This is a genomic window from Mycolicibacterium thermoresistibile, assembly GCF_900187065.1.
GTDB lineage: Bacteria > Actinomycetota > Actinomycetes > Mycobacteriales > Mycobacteriaceae > Mycobacterium > Mycobacterium thermoresistibile.
In genome coordinates, this window is record NZ_LT906483.1 from 3421924 (window position 1) to 3442207 (window position 20284).

19 protein-coding genes are annotated in these 20284 nt (G+C 68.3%); 13 read left to right on the plus strand and 6 right to left on the minus strand.

Going from position 1 to position 20284, the window contains the following annotated elements; all coding sequences use genetic code 11:
• The 5 genes from CKW28_RS16060 (at position 1) to CKW28_RS16080 (ending at position 4971) form a co-directional block, all read left to right on the plus strand.
• On the plus strand, positions 1-822 hold the full coding sequence (locus CKW28_RS16060) for a mycofactocin-coupled SDR family oxidoreductase (protein WP_003886648.1): 822 nt from the start codon (positions 1-3) through the stop codon (positions 820-822).
• A gap of 15 nt (positions 823-837) precedes the next feature.
• Positions 838-2292, plus strand: a complete 1455-nt coding sequence (locus tag CKW28_RS16065) for an aldehyde dehydrogenase family protein (protein ID WP_003923685.1) — start codon at positions 838-840, stop codon at positions 2290-2292.
• 218 nt (positions 2293-2510) lie between these two features.
• The gene (locus tag CKW28_RS16070) at positions 2511-3314 is read left to right on the plus strand and encodes a DUF2889 domain-containing protein (protein ID WP_234785074.1); all 804 of its coding nucleotides are present in this window, start codon (positions 2511-2513) and stop codon (positions 3312-3314) included.
• A gap of 80 nt (positions 3315-3394) precedes the next feature.
• The gene (locus CKW28_RS16075; RefSeq protein ID WP_234785073.1) at positions 3395-4078 is read left to right on the plus strand and encodes an alpha/beta fold hydrolase; all 684 of its coding nucleotides are present in this window, start codon (positions 3395-3397) and stop codon (positions 4076-4078) included.
• Positions 4003-4971, plus strand: coding sequence for an ISL3 family transposase (locus CKW28_RS16080; protein WP_234785072.1), 969 nt, complete (start codon positions 4003-4005; stop codon positions 4969-4971). Before CKW28_RS16075 ends, CKW28_RS16080 begins: the two co-directional genes overlap by 76 nt.
• A gap of 68 nt (positions 4972-5039) precedes the next feature.
• Here the strand turns inward: CKW28_RS16080 and CKW28_RS16085 are convergent, their stop codons facing one another.
• From CKW28_RS16085 to CKW28_RS16095, 3 genes are read right to left on the minus strand one after another with little or no spacing between them, the layout of a single operon-like run.
• Positions 5040-5984 carry a VOC family protein gene (locus CKW28_RS16085; RefSeq protein WP_003889577.1) on the minus strand — a complete coding sequence of 315 codons (945 nt, stop codon included), beginning with the start codon at positions 5982-5984 and terminating at the stop codon, positions 5040-5042.
• Positions 5984-7195 carry a CaiB/BaiF CoA transferase family protein gene (locus tag CKW28_RS16090; protein WP_081475408.1) on the minus strand — a complete coding sequence of 404 codons (1212 nt, stop codon included), beginning with the start codon at positions 7193-7195 and terminating at the stop codon, positions 5984-5986. The genes CKW28_RS16085 and CKW28_RS16090 overlap by 1 nt, the downstream gene beginning before the upstream one ends.
• Positions 7192-8694 carry an aldehyde dehydrogenase family protein gene (locus CKW28_RS16095; RefSeq protein WP_003923682.1) on the minus strand — a complete coding sequence of 501 codons (1503 nt, stop codon included), beginning with the start codon at positions 8692-8694 and terminating at the stop codon, positions 7192-7194. The genes CKW28_RS16090 and CKW28_RS16095 overlap by 4 nt, the downstream gene beginning before the upstream one ends.
• Positions 8695-8777: 83 nt before the next feature.
• On the opposite strand from CKW28_RS16095, the gene CKW28_RS16100 reads away from it, so the two are divergent.
• From CKW28_RS16100 to CKW28_RS16120, 5 genes are all read left to right on the plus strand, one after another.
• On the plus strand, positions 8778-9977 hold the full coding sequence (locus CKW28_RS16100) for an acyl-CoA dehydrogenase family protein (protein WP_040545949.1): 1200 nt from the start codon (positions 8778-8780) through the stop codon (positions 9975-9977).
• A complete protein-coding gene (locus CKW28_RS16105) occupies positions 9974-10957 on the plus strand; it encodes an acyl-CoA dehydrogenase family protein (protein WP_003923680.1) in 984 nt (327 codons plus the stop codon). The genes CKW28_RS16100 and CKW28_RS16105 overlap by 4 nt, the downstream gene beginning before the upstream one ends.
• A gap of 10 nt (positions 10958-10967) precedes the next feature.
• Entirely contained in the window at positions 10968-12110 is a 1143-nt protein-coding gene (locus CKW28_RS16110; protein ID WP_003923679.1) for an acyl-CoA dehydrogenase family protein, read from the plus strand.
• A 113-nt stretch (positions 12111-12223) separates the two neighbouring features.
• On the plus strand, positions 12224-12964 hold the full coding sequence (locus CKW28_RS16115) for a FadR/GntR family transcriptional regulator (protein WP_040545956.1): 741 nt from the start codon (positions 12224-12226) through the stop codon (positions 12962-12964).
• A gap of 13 nt (positions 12965-12977) precedes the next feature.
• Complete coding sequence (locus CKW28_RS16120; RefSeq protein ID WP_003889570.1) at positions 12978-13808, plus strand: PaaI family thioesterase; 831 nt, start codon at positions 12978-12980, stop codon at positions 13806-13808.
• 51 nt (positions 13809-13859) lie between these two features.
• Here the strand turns inward: CKW28_RS16120 and CKW28_RS16125 are convergent, their stop codons facing one another.
• Genes CKW28_RS16125 through CKW28_RS16135 form a run of 3 tightly spaced genes read right to left on the minus strand, consistent with a single transcriptional unit; the run spans position 13860 to position 17033 of the window.
• A complete protein-coding gene (locus CKW28_RS16125; RefSeq protein WP_003923677.1) occupies positions 13860-14669 on the minus strand; it encodes an enoyl-CoA hydratase/isomerase family protein in 810 nt (269 codons plus the stop codon).
• Position 14670: 1 nt separating this feature from the next.
• Positions 14671-15831, minus strand: coding sequence for a thiolase C-terminal domain-containing protein (locus tag CKW28_RS16130; protein ID WP_040545946.1), 1161 nt, complete (start codon positions 15829-15831; stop codon positions 14671-14673).
• Positions 15828-17033 carry a Zn-ribbon domain-containing OB-fold protein gene (locus CKW28_RS16135; protein ID WP_040545945.1) on the minus strand — a complete coding sequence of 402 codons (1206 nt, stop codon included), beginning with the start codon at positions 17031-17033 and terminating at the stop codon, positions 15828-15830. The genes CKW28_RS16130 and CKW28_RS16135 overlap by 4 nt, the downstream gene beginning before the upstream one ends.
• Positions 17034-17121: 88 nt before the next feature.
• Between CKW28_RS16135 and CKW28_RS16140 the strand changes: the two genes are divergently transcribed.
• Genes CKW28_RS16140 through CKW28_RS16150 form a run of 3 tightly spaced genes read left to right on the plus strand, consistent with a single transcriptional unit; the run spans position 17122 to position 20205 of the window.
• Positions 17122-17997 (plus strand): SDR family oxidoreductase, encoded by an 876-nt coding sequence (locus CKW28_RS16140; RefSeq protein ID WP_050811862.1) that lies wholly within the window; start codon positions 17122-17124, stop codon positions 17995-17997.
• 7 nt (positions 17998-18004) lie between these two features.
• Entirely contained in the window at positions 18005-19153 is a 1149-nt protein-coding gene (locus CKW28_RS16145; protein ID WP_003923673.1) for an acyl-CoA dehydrogenase family protein, read from the plus strand.
• Complete coding sequence (locus CKW28_RS16150) at positions 19150-20205, plus strand: acyl-CoA dehydrogenase family protein (protein ID WP_040545944.1); 1056 nt, start codon at positions 19150-19152, stop codon at positions 20203-20205. Before CKW28_RS16145 ends, CKW28_RS16150 begins: the two co-directional genes overlap by 4 nt.
• The last annotated feature ends 79 nt before the right edge of the window (positions 20206-20284 follow it).

Below are 20284 nucleotides of genomic sequence, written 5' to 3' on the forward strand. Positions count from 1 at the left end.
ATGGGAAACCTCGAAGGCAAAGTCGCCTTCATCACCGGCGCCGCCCGGGGCCAGGGCCGAGCACATGCGGTGCGCCTGGCCAGCGAGGGCGCCGACATCATCGCGCTCGACATCTGCGCCGACATCGACTCGATGGACTACCCGAACGCATCGCCCGCGGATCTCGAGGAGACGGCCAAACTCGTCGAGGGCACCGGGCGGAGCATCGTGGCGCGGCAGGCGGACGTGCGCGATGCCGACGCCGTCGACGAGGTGGTGCGCGAGGGTGTCGAACGGTTCGGCCGCCTCGACATCGTCGTGGCGAACGCGGGCATCGTGCGACTAAGTTCCGACGAGCCCTCGCAACGGCGGCAGATCTTCCGCGACATCATCGACGTCAACCTGGTCGGCGTGTGGAACACCGTCGAAGCCGCCATCCCCCATGTCATCAATGGAGGGCAGGGCGGGTCGATCGTCATCACCAGCTCCAGCGCCGGCCTCAAGGGCACCGGCACCGACCGTGCCGGCGGTCAGGCGTACGCGGCCGCCAAGCGCGGCCTGGTCGGGCTGATGCAGGTGTGGGCCAATCAGCTTGGGCCGCATTCGATCCGGGTCAACACCATCCACCCGACCGGGGTCGCGACCGGCATGGTGATGAACGAGACGATGGCGAAACTGTTCGAGCAGGGCGACGAGGCGTTGTCGGCCATGCAGAACGTCCTGCCGATTCAGATCCTGCAGCCCGAGGACATCGCCGAGGCCGTCGCGTGGCTGGTGTCCGACGCCGGCAGGTTCATCACCGGCACCGCCTGGCCGCTCGACGCCGGGTTCTCAGTGAGATAAGGGAGTCAAGATTCCATGACCTCGACGCTCGAACGCCCCGAAGTCACCCTGCGGATCGGCGGTGAGAAGCGCCGCACCGCGTCCGGTGGCACCTTCGACCACATCAACCCGTGCACCGGGGCTCCCGACGCCGCAATCCCCCTGGCGGGACCCGCCGAGATCGACGACGCCGTCAAGGCGGCCCACGATGCCTTCCACAGCTGGCGTCAGACAAATCCCGCCGAACGCCGGCGCCTGCTGTTTCGGCTGGCCGAACTGATCGAACAGCACACCGACGACTTCGTCCGCCTCGGCACATTCGACAACGGCACCCCGGTCGGCCTGGTGGCCGGTCTGGTCGCGATGTCAGCGGAATGGACGCGCTACTACGCCGGCTGGGCCGACAAGATCACCAGCGAGGTCTCCGGCACCTACGGGACGACCGGCGAGTTCAGCTACACGCTGAGCCAGCCCTACGGCGTGATCGGCGTGATCATCACCTGGAACGGCCCGCTCATCTCGCTGGCGATGAAAGTGCCTGCGGCCCTCGCCGCCGGCAACACCGTCGTCGTCAAGCCCTCCGAGCTCACGCCGTTCAGCGCCACCTTGTTCGCCGACCTGGCCGCCGAGGCCGGCATCCCCGACGGCGTCATCAACGTGGTGCCGGGCACCGGCGACGCCGGCGCCGCGCTGGTCGCACACCCGCTGGTCAAAAAGGTCACTTTCACTGGCGGCCCGGACACCGCGCGCAAGATCCTGCAGTCGTGCGCCGAGCACATCAAACCGTCGGTCATGGAACTCGGCGGCAAGTCCGGCAACATCATCTTCGAGGACGCCAACCTCGACACCGCCTGCAGTGTCGGAACGTTGATGTCGGTCGGCATGATGAGCGGTCAGGGTTGTGCGTTCCCGACGCGCATGATCGTGGCCCGGCCGCTCTACGACGAGGTCCTGACGCGGGTGTCAGCGCTGGCACCGATGGTCAAGGTCGGCGATCCTCTGGAACCCGACACGGTCGCCGGGCCGGTCGTCAACGAGGCTGCGCTGCAACGGATCCTCGGCATGATCGAGCGCGCCAAGCAGGACGGTGCCCGGCTGCTCACCGGTGGCGAGCGCCTCGGCGGCGATCTCGCGGACGAATACTTCGTGGCGCCCACGGTGTTCGCCGACGTCGACCCCTATTCCGAGCTGGCACAGAAGGAAGTATTTGGTCCGGTGTTGTCGATCATCCCGTTCGACACCGAGGAGCAGGCCGTCGAGATCGCCAACAGCACTCCCTACGGGCTGTCGGGTTATGTGTTCACCAACGATCTCAAGCGCGCGCACCGGGTCGCCGAGCAGCTGGAGACCGGCGAGGTGCTGATCAACGGTGCCGCACCGCTGACCGTGCACCGGCCGTTCGGCGGCTTCGGGATCAGCGGAATCGGCAAGGAGGGCGGACGCGAAGGCCTGGCCGAATTCCTGCGGACCAAGAGCGTCAGCATCGCGTGATGCAGCGGTTCCCGCGCCACCCGCTGCACGGCATCCACGACCCGACGCGTCATACCCCGCCGCGTCGGCCAGGATCGGTGCGGCGCACGAGTTCGGTTGACATGACGCGGGATCCGGGCTCCCTCGATCCCGTGTTCCTGCACGGACACGCTCGTGACCTCTACACCGCGCCGGACAGCACTACCACGGTGCTGGGCACCGCGGCTGTGGAGGCCACCGTGGAGCTGGTGGCCCGCGTCATGCAGCATCTCGCGATTCAGCCACCGGTCGCCGGCCTGCACCTGGTCGGCGCTCCGGCGATGAGCGGTTTCCGCAACGCGGTCGACAAGGCCGCACCCGAGCTGCGGATGCGGCGCGATCTGCGCTACACGCTTCTCGACGATCTCCCGGTTGCCACTCTGATCTCCGGCCACGCACTGTCGGCGTCCGGGGTGCTGGGGAAGGCCTCCACCACGGGATACATGCCGGTCGCCGACCAGTGTGCCGGCTTCGTCACGGGAGGCCTGTTGATGTCGAGCTTCGCGCGCGACGAGCCGACCGTGGTGACGGGCCCGGTCGCACCGGAGTTGCGCGATCCCGCCGACCCGCTGTCGTGGCACGACATGGCCGACCTGCCGGTTCACGGTATGCGTCGGCAACGCCGGCTCGACGTCTGGCGCAGCGGTCGAGATGTTCTGGTGGATGCGATGTTTCGCGACACCTATGTGCGTGCCGACGGTGTCGTGACGGTCATCCACGAGTACACCCTCGAGGCTGCGGTCGATCCCGGATCCGGCGTGATCGTGCGGGCGGAGGCCACACCGCGCGTGCTGCCCTGGCAGGAGTGCCCCGGTGCCGTCGCGAGCGCCCGCCGGATCGCCGGGATGCGACTGGATGAACTGCATGCCCGGGTGCGCAACGAATTGCACGGCACGACGACCTGTACGCATCTCAACGACCTGCTCCGCAGCGTCGCGGACACCGCGGCCCTCATTCCCGCACTCCCCACCGACAGAACGAAGAAGAAATGCCGCTTTCGCTGACGTTCGATGTCTCCGGTGCCGTTGGCAGCGGCGAACAACTCACCCAAACGGCCTGGGCATTCCTACCCGAAGATCCTTCGTTGGCTCCGGCGATCCTGGTGTGCCTGGCGGGCGGGCTGTATGACAAGCACTACTGGCACATGGAGATACCCGGCCACCCCGGGTACAGCTTCGGCGAGCACATGGCGGAAGCGGGCTACATCGTCGTCGCGGTCGACCATCTCGGCGTCGGTGAGAGCACCGACCCCGTCGCGTCGGGGGTGGTGGGCCTGGAACTGCTCGCCACCGGTGATGCCGAGGTCGTCCGCCAGGTCCGTTCCCGCGCTGCGGCAGGCACGCTGGTGGAGGACCTGCCCCCTGTCCAACTACCCGTCGTCGGGGTGGGCCATTCGATGGGGTCGTGCCTCACCACGATGGTGCAGGCGCGTGAGGGCGGCTACGACGCGGTGGCACTGCTCGGCTACGGCGTGCAGATCACCAACATCCACGAAAAGGACGCCGACGCTGAGGATCTGGAAGATCGCATCCAGCAGAGCCTGGAGACCGCCTATCAGGTCACCGGCGCCAAACCCGGCGACAACTTCGTGGTCGCCCCGCGCGACTACCTCAAGGACATGTTCTACGGCGGCGAGGTCCCGCAGGAGGTGATCGACGCCGACACGGCCGTGCAGAGCCGAGTGCCGCTGCGGTGCGCGGCCGAGGTGACTACCCCGGGTTTCGTGGAGAAGTACACAAGACGTTGGGGGTCAGCTGGGACACAGTGAACACGGTCGCCGCCGAACTCACTCGTGAACTGGTCTTCAACAGTGCTGGCCACCTCGACGGTGTTCGCTATCTGGGTGTTGATGAACACAAGTGGAAACACCGCCGCGGGCAGGGCGAGGCCGATTTCGTGACCGTCATCGTCGATCTGACTCCGGTCATCGACGGCACCGGCCCAGCCCGCCTGCTCGACATGGTGGCCGGCCGATCCGCCGCGGTGCTCACCGACTGGCTGGGCGCCAAGGACCCGAACTTCCGCAGCCGAGTCAAGGTCATGGCGATGGACGGGTTCGCCGGCTACCACACCGCCACCGCCGACGCTCTGCCGGCAGCACGGGCGGTCATGGACCCGTTCCACGTGGTGCACCTGGCCGCCGACAAGCTCACACTGTGCCGCCAGCGCGTCCAGCAGAACACCTGCGGGCACCGCGGCCGCAGCGGCGACCCACTGTTCGGGATTCGCCGGATTCTGCTGACCCGCACTGAGCTGCTCACCCCCAGGCAGAAGGCCAAGCTGGACAAGGCCCTGTCAGCTCACGACGCGCACGCAGCAGTGGAGGTCACCGCCTGCTACTACCAGGACCTGATCGGCGCCTACGCCAACCCGGACCGCAGAGCGGGCAAGCTGGCGATGTTCAAGTGTCTCAAACGAATCCGATCCGGACTCCCCAAAGGGCTCGACGAACTGGCCCAACTGGGACGCAGCCTCTGGAAACGACGCCACGAGATCCTGGCCTACTTCGACGTCGGCGTCTCGAACGGCCCCGTCGAAGCCATCAACGGCCGCCTGGAGCACCTCCGCGGCATCGCCCTGGGATTCCGCAACCTCAACCACTACATCCTGCGATCCCTGATCCACTCCGGCCAACTCCAAAACCGGATCAACGCACTCTAAATCCGGAAGAGCCCGCAAACTGCCCCGAAAAGCCGCGAAACTACGGCAGTTTGCGACTGCTCGCGCGGTTAACGCTGGAAGAACTCCAGCGGGCGTTCGACGAACTCGAAGACCACCCCGTCCGGGGAACGCAGGAACGCGATGTAGAGCCCGTCGATCTTGGTGCCGGGCAGCGGGCACCACACCGGGTCGCCGCACCGCTCGACCCAGTCGGGCACGGCGGCCAGGGCCTGCTCGACGTGCTCGACGCGCAGCGCGCAGCGGTACAGCCCCTGGCGGTTACCGCCCCACGGCACCGGCCACTGACCGGCGGTGTCCGGATGGCCCACCACTGTCACCGTGAACTGCTCGCCGTCCTCCGGCAGCGCGAAGCGGGCGACCGTGCAGTCGACCGACTCGCCAGAGGCCCCTGGGGCCAGTTGGTCTCCGGCCACGGTCATCGTCACCGGCGCAGACACCTCCGAGAACCCGATCGCGGTCAGGAACCTCGCGGTGGCCGCGAGATCGATCGCCGCGATCCGGATCCCGCCGAACAGTGCACCGTCGAGATCTCTTGACGTCTGGGCCAATTCGATCACCGCGCCGTCGCCGTCGACCGCGAGCACCGCCTTGGCCCCGGAGATCAGCCCGTCGACCGGCTCCCCCACCGTGACCCCGGCATCCCGCAGCGCCGACGCGGCGGCGTCGAGGTCGGCCACCCACATCAGCGTCGACCGGATTCCCGGCCGGGTCGGCGCGGTGTCCGGATCCCGCACCAGAGACGGCGAGAAGAACTCGATCGCCTCCAGCGCACACCCGTCGCGAGCGCCCCGGGTGTCGTAGAGAAACGCGGTCTCACAGAAAGTTTCACCGCCCGCGATCCCCAGGATGCTGCCGTCGGTGGCCACCTTCGGGTCGGTGCGCATCCGTGCGGACAACCCGAGCCCCTCGGCATACAGCCGCTCGGTCGCCTCCAGCGAGGCACAGTTGAGGTTGACGTGCAGGAACCGCCGCGCGAGAACGTCGGAACCCACTACAGCGCCACCGACTTGATCTTGAGGTCGATGATCGCGTCCTCGTCGTAGCCGAGTTCGGCGAGCAGTTCGTCGGTGTGCTCACCGTGTCCGGGCGCGCACCGTAGCGACAGCGGTGTCTCGTCGAACTGCACCGGGCTGGCCGCCAGCGCGAACTCGTTGCCGTGCGCGTCGGTGGTACGAGGCAGATACCCGTTGGCGATCACCTGCGGATCGTCGTGGATCTCGCGGGCGGTCCGCATGACGTCCCACACGCCGTCGAAGCCCTCGAACGCCTTCTCCCAATGCGGAAGATCCTGGGACGCGAACGTCTTGCGCAACTCGGCGATGCAGGCGACACGATTCTCGAAACGCACTGCCGCGTTGGCGAAGCGCTCGTCGTCGATCAGGTCGGTGCGTCCGAGCCGCGTGCAGAAATCGGCCCAGAACCGGTCGGCCTGCAGCAGCACGAACGCGATGTGCCGGCCGTCGCGGGTCTGATACATACTCGCCACCGGGTTCGGCATCTCGGGCAGGTTGAACTTCGGGATGTCCGCGCCGATGACGCCGGCGCCCACCACATCCGGGCCCAGCTGCCAGATCGCCGCTCCCAACAGCGACACGTCCACCACCGACGGCTTGCCGGTGCGTTCCCGCTTGAACAAGGCGCCCGCGATGCCGGCGGCGATCGTCAACCCGCCGTAGACATCACCGAAGGCCGGCCGCTGGATGGGCGGATACGAGCCGTCACCCGCGGCGTAGGCCTCCCCGATACCGCCGCGTGCCCAGTACGCGGCGAGGTCGAACCCACCCTGCGTCGCGAGATCGCCCTTGGTGCCGTACCCGTGGCCGCGCGCGTAGATGATCTTCGGGTTGCGGGCCCGCACCTGCTCGACGTCGATGCCCATCCGCTGCCGCGAGTCCGGCAGCAGGTTGGTCAGGAACACGTCGGCGGTCTCGACGAGCTTCATCAACACCTCGAGGCCCTCCGGGGTTGAGGTGTCCAGCCCGATGCTGCGTTTGCCCCGGTTGGGCTGCTCGATGAAATGGTTCACCCCGCCGGCCCCTGCGACGATTCCGGAACTCACCAGACCGCGCTGGGGATCTCCGGTCTCGGGATGCTCGACCTTGATGACGTCGGCGCCCCAGTCCGCCAGCACCGCACCGGCCGCAGGCACGAAAGTCCAGGCGGCGACCTCGATTACCCGAACTCCTTTGAGAATGTCAGTCACTGGCCAGCCTCCAGGGGATAGGCGATCGTCTTGGTCTCGAGGTACTGTTCGAAACCCTCATGGCCGTTCTGGCGGCCGATACCGCTCATCTTGTACCCCCCGAACGGCGCGTCGGCACCGTAGTACAGGCTGTTGTTGATCATCAGCGACCCGGTGCGGATCCGGCGGGCGACGGCCATCGCGCGATCGTCGGGGCCCATGACCGCGCCGGCCAGGCCGTAGGTCGAGTTGTTCGCCAGCTCGACAGCGGCGTCGTCACCGCCGTTGTACGGCGTGATCGACAGCACCGGCCCGAAGATCTCCTCCTGGAAGATCGTGTGGTGCGGTTCGACGTCGGCGACCACCGTCGGCGCCACGAAGTAGCCGCGGTCCAGCCCCTCGGGCACCCCGCCGCCCACGGTGATCCGGCCCCCTTCGCGCTTGGCGATCTCGATGTAGTTGAGCACCCGGTCGCGCTGTCTGGCCGACACCAGCGGCCCGCAGAACGTGTTCGGGTCCGCCGGGTCACCGACGGCCAGCGAACCGAACGTCGCACTCGCCACCTCGGCGGCCTGGTCGTAGATCGACCGCGGCACCAGCATGCGGGTGGCCAGCGCGCACCCCTGACCCGAATGCATCAGCGCGCCAACGCATCCCGGTAGTGCAGCCTCCAGATCCGCGCCCTCGCGCACCAGGTACGCCGACTTGCCGCCCAATTCGAGCATGGTGCGCTTCATCGTGTCCGCGCCCAGCCGCTGGATCAGCTTGCCGACCGCCGTCGACCCGGTGAACGACACCATGTCCACGCGCGGATCGGTGGCCAGCACCTGCGCGATGCTGTTGTCCGACGTCGGCACGATGTTCACCACGCCCGGCGGGATGTCGGTCTTCTCGGCGATGATCCGGCACCAGCGCAGCGCGCTCCACGGCGTCTCCATCGCGGGCTTGAGCACCACCGAGTTCCCGGTGGCCAGGGCCTGGCCGAGCTTGTTGCTGATGATCTCGAACGGGAAGTTCCACTGCGTGATCGCCCCGACGACGCCCACCGGCTCCTTGACGACCTTGCGGTGATACGGCGCCCCCATCAGGGCCGCGTCGGGCAGCGGACGCTCCCAGGCGAACTCCGAGATGTAGTTGGCCGGCCACCGGATCGCGTCGGCCAGCGGCCACTCCAGCTGGGCGATGAACGTCATGCCCACGGTGGCGCCGACCTCGGCGATCAACTCGGCGCGGATGTCCTCCTTCTCCTCCTGCAGCGCGTCGTGCAGCTGCAGCAGGCAGCGCCGGCGGAACTCGTGGTTGGTCGACCAGTCGGTGGTGTCGAACGCCCGGCGGGCCGCGGCGATCGCCTGCTCCATGTCGTCGGCGCCGACGTCGGTCGCGGTCCCCAGCACCTCCTCGGTTGCCGGGTTGATGTTGTCAACCGTCTTCCCTGTCCGCGACTCCCGCAACTCACCGTCGATGTAGAGCCTGGTCTCGGGGTTGAACTGCACGCTGGTGGCGACCGGCGAAGCCGTCATTGGCACTCCCCCTCGCTGGACTGTCGTCGCGCGCTAGTGTACCTCTTATAGATAATTGTTTAGCTGATTCGGGAGGTGACGCAGTGCCAGCTGCCGTCGACGGCGCCGTCAAGCGTAGCGATTACGTGTCCGACGTGGCCCAGTTTCGGCAGGATCTCCGGCAGTACCTGCGGCGGCTGGACTACGCCGACGTCTGGCGGTCCGCCGCGTCCACCACCGCGGAGGACGGACTCGCCCACGACGCGACCGTGATGGCCAGCCTGTACGCCGACGGCTGGAACCGCTACGGCTGGCCGGAGGAGGCCGGCGGGCTCGGCGGCACCGAGATTCACCGCGCGGTGCTCTACGAGGAGCTCGGCCAGGCGATGCTGCCGATTCCCGCCCAGGCCTGGACGCTCGAGGTGATCGCACCGTCGGTGCTGAAGTTCGCACCGCACCTGGCGAGCCGGTTCCTGCCGAACTACCTCAACGGCTCCGAGTGGTGGGGCCAGGGCTTCTCCGAACCCGAGTCCGGCAGCGACCTGGCCTCGCTGCGCACCCGCGCCACCGTTGACGGCGACGGGTTCGTCGTCAACGGCCAGAAGATCTGGACCAGCCAGGGCGCCACCGCCAAGCGGCTGCTCGTGCTGGTGCGCACCGGCACCCCGGAGAGCCGCCACCGCGGCCTGTCCATGCTGCTCATCGACACCGACACCCCCGGCCTCACCGTGCGTCCGATCGCGCTGGCCAGCGGCCGCCGGGAACTGGCCGAGGTGTTCTTCGACGACGTGCGGGTGCCCACGGACCGGCTGATCGGCGAGGTCGGCGGCGGGTGGGCCGTGACGATGTTCCTCATGCAGTACGAGCGCGGCATGTACGGCTACGCGGCGCTGAACAAATCGCTGATGGAGCTGAGCCGGGTGCGCGAGTACATGGTCGAGCGCGCCGTCGGGCAGTCCGCGTGGGAGAAGTTCGCGCGGGTGTACGTCGAGGTCATCACCGCCCAGGCGCGCGCTGCCAGCAACGTGCGGAGGCTGGCCGCGGGTGAGGCGATCGGCCCCGAGAGCAGCATCGACAAGCTGCTGTTCAGCGAGGCCGAGCGCGACGTCAACGACCTGATCATGGACATCGCACGCGACCACATCATGGTCGACCCCCTCGGCGCCGACCCCGCCGAACTCGACACCGTCCGCGCCGAATGGTGGTACTCACGCGCCGCCACGATCATGGGCGGCACCGCCGAGGTGCAGCGCGGGATCATCGCCGACCACCTGCTCGGACTGCCGAAGGAGAAGCGCGCATGACGGCCTCGCAAGTCGACGAGTCGTGGCCGATGGTCGAGGAGGCGGTGTTCCGCCTGTTCGACGAGATCGCAGCCAAACAGGATCACGTCGCCATCGATCCCCTGCTCTCCGAATTGGGTTGGGCCGACATTGAATCCGAGTATCCGGTGGAGGCGTGCGCACTGTTGTTCCGCGCCCAGGGCCGCTCCCTCGCGCTGACCGACGCACTCGACCGCGTCATGATCGCCGAGATGGCCTCGCTGGTCGAGGAACCCGTCGACTGCGTCGTGCTGCCCGCGCTGGCACAGGCCTCGGTGCCCAGCTCCAACGAGGGGCAGGTGAAGGGGATCGTGCTCGGCCCGCTGCGCGGGCGGGTGCTGGTCCCGGTGTCCGGTGCGATGGGCACGGTGTCGGCGACGGTCGTCGACGCCGATCAGCTGCGCGCCACACGCCTAAACACGTTCGACAGCTCCGTCGTCTGGACCCGCGTGGAAGGCGCCACCGACGGTGAGTTGGTCGACGCCTCGACCGAGTGGGCCCGCGCGGTCGCGGCGGCCCACCGCGCGCTGGCCACCGAGCTGATCGCGCTCGCCGACCGCGCACTGCAGATCGCCGTCGAACATGTCAGTGTCCGAGTGCAATTCGGCTCACCGATCGGCTCGCTGCAGTCACCGCGCCACCTGCTGGCGGCCGCCGCCGCGAAACTGGAAGGGGCCCGCGCCCTACTCGACGACTCGTGGCACTACGGCGGGGTGCTGTCCGCTCAGGTCGCAAAGGTCTCGGCCGGACGCGCCCACCGCGCGGTGTCCGACGCCGTGCTGCAGGTGTGCGGCGCGGTGGGGCTGACCGCCGAACACGACCTGCACCGGTACGTGCGGCGAGGGATGCAGATCGACTCGCTGTGCGGTTCCTACCGACAGCTGGAATCGCTGCTCGCCGACCGCCTGTCCGCCATCTACGCGCCCGGCCGCGCACTGCCCGCCATCATCAACGTCAACTGAGGGAACCCGTATGCGCCGCAACATCTTCGAACAGGTCCATGACGACTTCCGCGCCACCGCACGGGAATTCTTCGAGCGTCACTGCGTACCCAACGTGGAGAAGTGGGAGAAGCAAGGCAAGGTGGACCGCGAAGCCTGGCTCGCCGCGGGTGAGGCCGGGCTGATCGGCTGGGAGTTCGATCCCAAGTACGGCGGGTTGGGAATCAAGGACTTCCGGTTCAACCAGATCATCTCCGAGGAGATGTTCATGACCGGGTCGGTCGGCATCGGCCTGGGCGTGCAGAACGACATCCTGATGCCGTACCTCAACACGCTGACCACCGAGGAGCAGAAGCAACGCTGGCTGCCGAAGTTCATCTCCGGCGAGTACATCGGCTCCATAGCGATGTCCGAGCCCGCCGCAGGTTCCGATCTCGCCGGCATCAAGACCACCGCCCGCGACGCCGGGGATCACTGGGTGGTCAACGGCCAGAAGACGTTCATCAGCAACGGCCTGCTGTCGAAGCTGGTGCTGACCGCGGTGAAGACCGATCCGTCCGCGGGCCATCGGGGCATCAGCCTGCTGATGATCGAAGACGGCATGGAGGGCTTCACCCGCGGCCGCAAGCTCGACAAGATCGGCCAGTACTCGGCTGACACCGCCGAGCTGTTCTTCGAGGACGTCAAGGTGCCCAAGGAGAACCTCGTTGGCGAACTCAACCGCGGGTTCTACCACCTGATGCAGAACCTGCCGTTCGAACGGGTCGGGGTCGCCTGCTACGCGCTGCCCGCGGCGCGCCGGGCACTCGAGCTCACCAAGCAGTACTGCCTGGAGCGCACCGCGTTCGGCCAGCCGATCGGCAAGTTCCAGGTCAACCGGCACTTCATCGCCGAGATGCAGACCAAGCTCGACGCCGCCCAGACCTACCTGGACCAGTGCGTGCTCGCCGTCAACGAGGGTTCGCTCTCCGCCGCCGACGCCGCCGGCCTAAAGTGGTGGACCTCGGAGGTGCAGTGGGAGATTATCGACCGCTGCCTGCAGCTGCACGGCGGGTACGGCTACATCAACGAGTACGAGGTGGCGCGGCTGTGGCGTGACTCGCGGGTGCAGCGGCTCTACGCCGGCACCACGGAAATCATGAAGGACCTCATGGGACGAGCGATGGGTTACTGACGATGGGTGGAAATGAGCTTGCTCACCCTCGGCGCGCGTATCGCGGGTGACAACCGACGTTTGGGTTAACCTGGAAAACAGTTAGTGGATTCTGGAATGGGGTGGAGGACGACATGGAGGTCACCAGCCTTCGCGAGCCGAAGATGGCGGACCGGGTAGCCACCGTCCTCCGCCGCATGTTCATCCGCGGGGAGATTCCCGAAGGGACGATGCTGCCCCCGGAGTCGGAACTCATGGAGCGGTTCGGCGTGTCGCGCCCGACGCTGCGTGAGGCGTTCCGCGTCCTGGAGTCCGAGTCGCTGATCGTCGTGCAGCGCGGCGTGCGCGGCGGTGCCCGGGTCACCCGGCCGCGCCGCGAGACGCTCGCGCGCTACGCCGGGCTGATCCTCGAGTACGAGGGTGTGACGGTCAAGGACGTCTACGAGGCCAGGGTGGCGCTCGAGGTGCCGATGGTGGTGCAGCTGGCCAAGGACCGCAACCCCGCGGTCATCGCCGAGCTCGAACGCATCGTCGAGGCCGAGTCGAAGCTGGAGCCAGGCGCCGAGACCGTCTCGCAGCTCACCGACTTCCACGGCGCGATCGCCCGGCTGTCGGGCAACAAGACGCTGCAGATCGTCACCGACATGCTGCACCACGTCATCGAGAAGGCGAACCGGTCACTGCAGCCCACCGAGGGCACCCGCGCCGAGCAGGCGGTCAAGAAATCCACCAAGACCCACCGCATGGTGCTGGACTACATCAAGGCCGGAGACGCCGAGAAGGCCGGCGAGCTCTGGCAGAAGCACCTGCAGAAGGCCGGGGAGTACCTGCTGTCGGGCACCGAGATGTCCACGGTCGTCGACCTTCTCGAATGACCGGGGTTTTCAGGTGACCGACCTCGCCGCGGCTGGCGACCTCGAGACGCCCGCCCACCTGCTGCGCCGGTTCGAGATCGACGTGCTGGGCGTGGACATGGACGCCGCAACGGTGGAGATGTCGATGTCGCTCGCCGGCATGCGTAATCCGTTCACCGGCCATCCGACCGTCGCCCCGCTGGGGCTGCTCGTCGACTCGGCCAACGGCATGTCCAACCACTACCGGCATCGCGGCAGGGAGTGGACGGTCTCCAGCGAGCTGGCCATCGAGCTGAGCCCGGAGGGGAGTGTGGTGGCGGCGGCCGACGACGCCCCACCCGTCGTGGCCACGGCCCGCCCGCTCGGCCCCCGTGACAGCGGATCGTCGCTCTCGGTCTGCACGCTGACCTGCGGCGGCGTCGTCATCGGCGGCGGGACCGTGCGCTCGTACTTCGTCACGCCCGACGAGGTGAACATGGACGAACCCGAGGAGACGCTGGTGCGGACCGAACGCACCACGCTGGCCGAACTGATGGCCGTGGAACCGGTTCCGGCGCCCGACGGTGTGTGGCGTCTCCGCCAGAAGGTGGACCCGTTCCTCAACAACGCCGTCGGGATCGTCAACGGTGGAATCGCCTGCGCCGGGCTGGAATTGGCTGCCTCGGCGGCGGTGAACACCGGCGAGGACCTGATGCGCACCGCGTCGGTGCGGGTGAACTTCCTGCGCCCGTTCTACGCCAGCGAGAAGTCCCGCTACGAGGCATCGCCGCTGCGGATCGGCCGGGGCACCGCGGTGGCCGACGCCCAGGCGATCGGCGACGACGGCCGACCCGCGCTCGTCGCCCGAATCACCGCCTACCGCTAACGATTCGGGTGTAGTTGGTGGCGGTGAGCACCACCAACTACACCGAAACCGCTACTTGTTGGACTTGGCGCGGAACGCCGCGACGCGCTCCTGGAACTCCGGCGTGGTGAACGAGGTGTACTCCTCGGCCAGCGCGTACTCGAGGATCCCGAGCGCGGCGCGCGACAGGTGCATGTTCATCGCGACCTTCGTGGCCCGCAGCGCCTGCGGGGGCAGCGCCGCCAACCGCTCCCCGATCGCCAGTGCGTCGTCGAGCACCGCGTCGTCCTCGGCCACCTTGGTGACGAGGTTGAGCTTCTCGGCCTCCTCCGGGGTGATCCGATCGCCCAGCAGCACATACTGTTTGGCCTTCATCAGCCCGATCAGCAGCGGCAGCATCGCGGCACCGCCGTCGCCGGCGACCAGGCCCACCGCGACGTGCGGGTCGGCCAGATAGCTGCTCCTGCCCATCACCAGGAAGTCGCTCAGCAACGCGATCGAGCAGCCCAACCCGACGGCGGGACCGTTGACCGCCGACACCAGCGGCTTGGGGAAGTTGATCACCTCGAGGAAAACCGTTCGGGCCTCGGTGATCTGGAACTGGCGCGCGACCGGGTCCTCGATCAGCCGGCCGAACATCACCATGTCGCCGCCGGCCGAGAAGGCCTTGCCGACGCCGGTGGTCACGACGGCGCGGACGTCCTCGTCGTCGGTGAGCCTGCGCCAGATCGTGGCGAAGGCGTGGTGCACCTCCTCGTTGACCGCGTTGAACGCCTCCGGCCGGTTGATGCTCACCACGTGCACCGCACCGCGCTTCTCGACGAGCAGCCAGGGGGCGAACTCCTCGTAGCCGGGCAGGGTGGCGATCTCGGAAGTCGTCATATCAGTCCTTTTCACTCGAGAGGATGGTCACCGCTGAGACCGCGGTCGGTCCGCCGATGTTGTGCGCCAACGCTACCCGCGCGCCGTCGACCTGGTTCTCGGCCTCGCCGCGCAACTGGTTGAACAGCTCGTAGCACTGGGCGACGCCGGTGGCGCCCGGCGGATGGCCCTTGGCCTTCAGCCCACCGCTGGGGTTGACGGGGATCGAGCCGCCGACGTAATTCTCCCGGCCCTCGACGATCTTGTACGCCTCGAACCGATCGGCGAAGCCCAGGTCCTCGTAGCTGATCAGCTCGACGCCGGTGAAGCAGTCGTGCACCTCGGCGACGTCGATGTCCTTCGGGGTCACGCCGGCCATCTTCATCGCCGCCTTCGCGGCCCGCACCGTGGGCGGGAAGGTCGTCATATCCTGCTTGTGCTGGTGCATGACGCGGTCCATGCCGATACCGACGCCGCGCACCCAGACCGGCCGGTCGGTGTAGCGGTCGACGACGTCCTCGGCCGCAAGGATCACCGCGGCCGCACCGTCGCTCTGCGGGGTGCAGTCGTAGAGACCGAAGGGTTCGACGACGATCGGGGCCGCCAGCGCCTGCTCGACGGTGATCTCGTAGCGCAGTTGGGCCTTCGGGTTCTTCAGCGCGTGGAAGTGGTTCTTGACCGCCACCATCGCCAGGTGCTCCTTGGTGGCGGGCGACTCGTGCAGATACCGGGTGACGTGCAGCGCGAAGTTCGCCGGTGCCACCAGCCCGAGCGGATAGTCCCATGCGTTGTCGCGCGTCATCGCCGCCCACTCCCAGAAGGTAGTGTTCGACGACGTCTCCCGCACCTTGTCCGCGCCGACGACGAGCACCACGTCGTACATCCCCGAGGCGATCGCCATCACGCCGTTACGGACGGCGTCGTTGCCGGTGGCGCAGGCGTTTTCGACGCGCGTCACCGGGATGTCGGTGAGATCCAGGGTGTCGGCCAGGATCCCGGACGGGAACCCGTCGGTGGTCGACAGCTCACCGAACCAGGCCGCCTCGATCTCGGACTTGGAGATGCCCTTGTCGACATTGGCGACGGCCTCGGCGTACGCCATCGGCACGAGATCCTTGATGCCCAACTCGAAATGCTCACCGAACGGCGTCATTCCCGCGCCGACAATGGCCACTCGTCTCACGACGCAACTCCTTCCGCCCGCCCCGGCCAGAACGCGTATCCGTAGTCCGGGATGCCCGATCTCATCGCGATGCGCCGCAGCACCACCGCACCCGGCTGACCGACCGTCGTCTCCCCCGCCGGCACGCCGGTCACCTTGAGCAGCACCCGCACCGGGCTGCCGTCGAGCTGTACGACGGCCAGCGAGTACGGGCTGGGCAGGTCGGGCACCGGAATGCGGATGGTGGTGTGGGTGTATACGGTGCCGGTGCGCGGCAACGGTTCGAGCCGGTACTCGGTGGCGAGCGTGCCGCCGTCGTCGACCCGCAACCGCGGCGGGAACTGCGGTGCGCCGTCGATGCCCGGCCGCTCGTCGAAAACCGCAGCCTCCCAGCGGATCTTCGGCTCGAACGCGCGGTTGTAGGCGGGCATCGAGATCGGGATACCGTTGCCCTCGGCGTAGGTGAACCTGGGCAGTTCGCGCGGTTCGACCTCGTCGCGGGTCACCGTCACCTCACCCGGCGCCAGGTCCGCGACGCTGATCGTGGCCTGCTCGACTCCGATGACCAGCCCGGATCCCTTGCCCTCGATCGCCTCGGCCAGCGCCCGGATCAGCCCGGAGGCCGACACCGTGCGGTCCTCGACGGCGCCGGAAGTGTCGACGGCCTTGCCCAGCTGCGCGGCGGGCACACCGGCGGCCGCGGCCACCCGACCACGCAGATCCAGCCTGTCCAGCGTCGCGCGCACGCCGACCTCGCGCTGCAGACGCGGATCGGGGTAGGTGTGCCGCGATCCGTCGTCGCTGCGCGCCACCAGCGGAAGGCTGCGGGTCTGCCGTGCGCGGACCACCAGCTCGGCGCCGCGATCACCGGTCAGCGCGGCGGCGGCCCCGGCGGCGGCGTCGTTGTCGTCGGCGCCGATGACCAGGGTGCCCGGCGCGGCGCTCACGAGCTGGTCGAGTACCGCGGGGGCACCGCCGAGCACCTCGGACACCGGGGTGTCGGCGGGAAGTCCCAGAGCCGCCACCAGCACGGCGCCGTTCCCGCCCTCGACGAGCGGGAAGTTGCGGGTCACCAGCACGACGGCGCGCGCCTGCGCCCCGGGGTCGGCGGCCCGGCCGGCAGCGACGGCCATGGTGAGCGCGTCCTCGTCGGGCCCCTTGACCCGGCGTTTACCGCTGGTCCACGGCGGAAGGTACGTGCCGATCGACACGATGTGAGTCATCAAACCTCGTTTCCGACGGCGCCCGCAGGCGATCAACCGTTTCTAATACGCTATATAGTTAACGCATTCGACACAACATTGACTGTCGATGAATTTCCAGGGAGGACACACGTTGGCCGAAACCAGATCGCTGACCGACCGCGCCGTCATCGTCACCGGCGCGAGCCGCGGCATCGGGCGCGAGATCGCGGTCCGGGTGGCCGCCGACGGGGCACGAGTCGGGCTGCTGGCCCGCACCGAGACCCCGAACCCGAAGCTCGCCGGCACGCTCGCCGAGACCGCCGAGGCGGTGCGGGCGGCCGGCGGGCAGGCCTACGAGGCGGTCTGCGACGTCCGCGACGCCGACTCCGTGGCGGCCGCCGTGGCCGACATCGCCGACGCGTTCGGCGGCATCGACGTCGTGGTGAATAACGCCGGAGCGCTCGACCTGCGACCGACATCGGCGTTGCCACCCAAGAACTTTCGCCGGCTACTCGCGGTGAACGTGGAGGGGCCGTTCGCCGTCGTGCAGGCGGCGCTGCCGCACCTGCGCCGCTCGGACAACGCGCACATCGTCAACGTGTCGCCGCCGGTGAACCTCGCCCCCGCCTGGATCGGCGCGCACACCGGCCATACCGTCGGCAAGTACGCCGAGAGCCTGCTGACCATCGGCTGGGCGGCGGAGTTCGCCTCGATTCCCGTCGCGGTCAACTCGCTGTGGCCCGCCACGACTGTGGCGAGCACCGGCATGCTGGTCGCGATGGGCGACGAGGTCAGGGCGCAGGCGCGGGATCCACGGATCATGGCCGACGCTCTGCACGCCCTGGTCACCCGGCCGGCCGACTGCACCGGCAACTTCTATACCGACGAACAGATCCTGCGCGAGGAAGGCGTCGCCGACCTCACCGGCTACCGGCTCGCGGCCAGCGAGGATGATCTGGTTCCGAACTTCTATCTCGAATCCACCCCGCTCCCGACGATCTAGGAGAGCTGTGAGCCAGTTCGACGCCCTGCGCGCCAACGAACCCGAACTCGCCGACTTACGGGCCTCGGTGCGCGAATTCCTGGAAAGAGACCGCGCCGAGTTCGGCTGGGAACCCGACGTCGACTCCTGGCTGGGCCAGTGGGACGAGGGCTTCTCCGCCCGCCTGGCCGCCGCCGGATACGTCGGGATGACCATCCCGAAGGAGTACGGCGGACACGGCCTGACCCACCTGCACCGGTACGTGGTGACCGAGGAGCTGCTGGCCCAGGGCGCGCCGGTGGCCGCGCACTGGGTCGCAGACCGTCAGGTCGTGCCCGGGCTGCTGGCCTACGGCACCGAGGAGCAGCGCCAGCGGCTGCTCCCCCGCATCGCCGCCGGGAAGTTCTTCTCCTCCATCGGGATGAGCGAACACGGCGCGGGGTCGGACCTGGCCGCCGTGCAGACGAAGGCGGTCAGGACCGACGGCGGCTGGGTGCTCAACGGCACCAAGGTGTGGACCAGCGGTGCGCACAAGGCCCATCAGGTCGTCGTGCTGGCCCGCACCAGCCCGCCGGATCCGCAGAAGCGGCACGCCGGGTTCAGCCAGTTCCTGGTGCCGTGCGACGCCAAGGGCGTGCGGATCGAACCGATCCTGCTGATGAACGGCGACCACCACTTCAACGAGGTCTCCTTCGAAGACGTGTTCATCCCGGACGCGGATGTGCTCGGCGAGATCGGCAACGGCTGGCACCAGGTGACCGCCGAGCTGTCCTTCGAGCGCAGCGGGCCCGAGCGGATCCTGTCGACGGTGCCGCTGATCGTCGCGGCGATCCGCCTGCTGGGCAACACCCCCGGCACCGATGACACCACCGCCAGGATCGTGGGTGACCTTCTGGGACGGCTGATCTCACTGCGGCAGCTGTCGGTGTGGGTGGCGCGCACGCTGTCCGAGCACAAGGACGCCGCCAACCAGGCCGCACTGGTCAAGGATCTGGGCACACGCTTCGAACAGGATTCGATCGAGGTGATCGCCGATGTGCTCGACCGGGTGTCGCCGACACCTCAGATCGCGGCGCTGACCGCCACCGCGATCCTGCACAAGCCGATCTTCACGCTGCGCGGCGGCACCAACGAGGTGCTGCGCGGCGTCGTCGCACGAGGAATGGGGTTGCGATGAGCGCACTTTCGGGCGGGGTGTTCGCCACCGACACCGCCGACGACTACACCGACCTGCGCCAGCTCGTCGACGACATCGGGCGCCGGTCGTTCGACGCCCGCATCGGCACCCGGCGGGTGCCCGACCAGTTCGACGACGAGCTGTGGGGCAACCTCTCCGACACCGGGCTTACCCGGTTGACCAGCGACCCCGATCTCGGCGCCGGCCCCAACGAGCTCGCCGTCGTGCTGTCCGGCATCGCCCGGTACGCGGGTGCGGTTCCACTGGCCGAGACCGATGCGCTCGCCGGCTGGCTGGGCCGCGAGGCGGGCCTCGACCTGCCCGACGGGCCGCTGACCGTCGCGATCGCCGAACACTCCGGTGACGGACCCGTGAAAGCCGTCGACGTCCCGTGGGCGCGGGCCGCCGCGGCGGTGCTTCTCGCGGTGCGGACCCCGGACGGGGCACGCATCGGAATCACATCGAACCCGCAGGTCGTCGACGGGCACAATGCCGCGGGTGAGCCCCGCGGCCGGGTGACCGTCGATCTCGGTGCTGTCACGTTGGCGTCGGTCGACGACGCCGTCCTCACCGAGCTCACCCTGCGCGGCGCCTGGTGCCGCGCCGTGCAGATCGTCGGCGCGCTCGACACCGCGGCGGCGATGACGGTCAGGCACACCGCCGAACGCGAACAGTTCGGCCGCTCGCTGAGCAAGTTCCAGGCGGTGCAGCACGCGCTGGCTGGGATGGCCGGTGAGATCGAACGTGCCAGAGCGGCGGCATCCTTGGCGGTCGCAGCCGCCGCTGATTACGGATTCGCGGCACCGCGAACCGAATTCGCGATCACCGCCGCGCGGGTGACTGCCGGCCGTGCCGTCACCGCGGTGACGACGAGCGCCCACCAGCTGCACGGGGCCATCGGCGTGACCGCCGAGCACCCGCTGTGGTCGGTGACGCTGCGCGCTCAGGCCTGGGCCGACGAGTTCGGCACCACCGCCGGGTACGCACGCCGACTCGGCCGTCTAGCACTCGAATCGGCGAATCCGTGGGACCTGGTCATCGGCAACGTCTAACCTCGATTTTGCATCGAGTTGACGCGGAGTTGCTTTGAACGCTGGTTGTGTTGCTGGGGCGGTTTTTTTGGTATGACGG